Origin of the sequence: Romboutsia sp., assembly GCF_035470145.1 — a bacterium.
In the GTDB taxonomy this organism is placed as follows: Bacteria; Bacillota; Clostridia; order Peptostreptococcales; family Peptostreptococcaceae; genus Romboutsia_D.
On record NZ_DATIRC010000015.1, the window covers coordinates 1 to 1,839 of the forward strand.

3 protein-coding genes are annotated in these 1,839 nt (G+C 29.0%); all 3 read right to left on the reverse strand.

Annotated elements, in window-relative coordinates; genetic code table 11:
• Positions 1-375, reverse strand: a 375-nt coding sequence (locus tag VLM92_RS00465) for a hypothetical protein (RefSeq protein WP_325274390.1), incomplete at its 3' end; no start/stop codon positions are given.
• Between the two features lie 11 nt (positions 376-386).
• A complete protein-coding gene (locus VLM92_RS00470) occupies positions 387-1,430 on the reverse strand; it encodes a hypothetical protein (RefSeq protein ID WP_325274391.1) in 1,044 nt (347 codons plus the stop codon).
• Positions 1,430-1,839 (reverse strand): phage distal tail protein (locus VLM92_RS00475; protein WP_331681645.1); only part of this gene is annotated, 410 nt, incomplete at its 5' end. The genes VLM92_RS00475 and VLM92_RS00470, both read right to left, overlap by 1 nt.

The following is a 1,839-nucleotide window of genomic DNA, read 5'->3' on the forward strand; positions in this document are numbered from 1 at the left end:
TAATTTAATATAATATTCGCCATCTACAGTAGAAACTGTTGGAACTACAGGAGAACTAGCAGGTGTCCCCTGTACCACCTCTAAATGGCTTATAGAATTATTTAAATCTAATTTAAGAATGACTAAATCTTTTCTATTTAAACCACTTGTATTGGCAGTCAATGGCAATATTTCGCTTGTATCCATTTTTATGAAATATCCTTCGATAAATGCTTCTCCTGCATCAACAACTATGTTTAAATTAGCTGGTGAATTAGGATTAACAAAGAAGTCATTTTTATTTACTACACCGTTACTATTCGTAGCTTTAAATGACTTTACAAAGTCACTTGCATAGTAATCTATATTATCAAAATAATTTGTTTTTATGCTCATTTCAACACCTCCTATTTTGCATATATTATAGTTATAGGTTTTTGTTGCTTATACAACTTTTGCCCAACCACTACATCAGCTTCTTGCTTTGCTACATCTATTGTTATTTCAAGTATTTTAACTTCGTCACGATATTCAAAATATGGCTTTAAATATATAGGAATAATGTCACCAACTTTTAAATTATGTATAGGACATATATTGCTATTAGCAACTTTAAGACTTACTGTATCACTTGGATATGCTCTTTTACTTAATTCATCATTTGCATAGTTGTCTAAAGTATTTTGAATTACTATATCATTATTAGCGTTGTAAACACCTTCAAATAACCCATATTTATTAATAGAGTTTGCATCTTGTTTTAAAGAAGTTAATATAGTCTTAACTCCTTCTTCTTCGTGCTCACTTTCAGCATAGACATTATTAGCCATATCTAAAATACTTCTTGATAGACTAGGTGCATTTATTATATTGTCGCTTTCTTCTGTACCATAGATTAACTCATATTCTAATCTTCGTTCTTTTACAGTATAGAAATTAAATTCTCTATCGTCATTCACTTCTATATAATAATTAGCACTGTTTGCATATTCTAGCATCTTATCTAATGCAAAATCTTTATTCTCGACCTTCCTTTGAGTTCTCAAAGAATTACTATCAAAGTAACCTTCGATTATTCCTGTGCTGCTTATATTATTTATATCAACCAATAAAGATTTGAATAAGTTTGCATAAGTTTGCTCAACGTAGTCTTTTGCCCTTAATCTCCTAAACATAAATATACCTAAGTAACCATAACAACCTATTTTTAGATTAGGGAAATTAAATTCAGCTTGAACTATAAACCCACCCCAAACTTTTTCATCATTTCTATAAATCTCAACATGATTAGTTTCTGTAAAGTTTTCTTTAGTACATTTAAAAGAATTTAAAGGAATACTAAACTCACATTTGCCAACACCGTTTAAAGTCTTAGTATAAGTCAGACCACTAAACTCATGTATTTCATCTAAAATATTATGTTTATTATCAAATATTTTAATATAATACATTATGTCCACCTACTTTGGAATTCAATAGTACATAAGTTATTTGAAGAATTTGAAACTCTCGAGAACGTAAAATAATTTTGTCCTATATTGCAACTTATCCAATTTCCAAGCTTCAAATCAATTCTATTAGTACTATTTAGATATATGCCTCTGCTTTTAGGTCTGTTGTCTATCACTAAAACATCTCCATCTAGTAATTCAAGTCCTGTAAAATCTAGCTTTTCTCCTGTAGTTTCATTTTTAATAATAAAGTCTGCACATGGTCCAGCTATAGTTATAACAGGATAAGATGTAACATTTCCTATATTAGTTATATATCGTTCAAAACTTTCTCCACCTTCAAATTTAACAGGAAACTGTAAAGGAAATTTAACTCCTACACCTTTAGTTTCATTAATATTTAATACCT

What these genes read in the sequence shown, in the direction of transcription:
- VLM92_RS00470 (WP_325274391.1), bottom strand. Translation starts at nt 1,430, where the DNA reads ATGTATTATATTAAAATATTTGATAATAAACATAATATTTTAGATGAA.